We start from the raw sequence: 525 nt of genomic DNA on the forward strand, positions 1-525 counted from the left end.
GGTGGTGATGGTGCCGATGCCCGAGGCCAACGCGCGCACCGCCGCGCTGCTGTCGGGCCAGGTCGACTGGATCGAAGCTCCCGCGCCTGACGCCGTCGCCCAGATCAAGAGCCGCGGCTTCGAGGTCTACGCCAACGCCCAGCCGCACATGTGGCCGTGGCAGCTCTCCTTCGCGCCGAATTCGCCGTGGCTGGACAAGCGCGTGCGTCAGGCCGCCAACCTCTGCGTGAACCGCTCGGGCCTGAAGACGCTGCTGGGCGGCTACATGGCCGAGGCCAAGGGCATCGTGGAAGCCGGCAACCCGTGGTGGGGCAATCCCAAGTTCGACATCAAGTACGACGCCAACGCCGCCCGCAAGCTGATGGCCGAAGCCGGCTACTCGGCCGCCAAGCCGCTCAAGGTGAAGGTGCAGGTGTCGGCGTCCGGCTCGGGCCAGATGCAGCCGCTGCCGATGAACGAGTACGTGCAGCAGAACCTCAAGGAGTGCTTCTTCGACGTGGACTTCGACGTCGTGGAGTGGAACAC

General features: G+C 67.0%; 1 protein-coding gene. It reads left to right on the top strand.

All coding sequences use genetic code 11. The annotated features are described in order from the left end of the window. On the top strand, nt 1–525 hold a 525-nt coding region (locus tag AB4Z35_RS30230), incomplete at both ends, for an ABC transporter substrate-binding protein (RefSeq protein WP_442101192.1).

Source organism: Pseudomonas sp. KB_15 (genome assembly GCF_052114525.1).
GTDB lineage: Bacteria > Pseudomonadota > Gammaproteobacteria > Pseudomonadales > Pseudomonadaceae > Aquipseudomonas.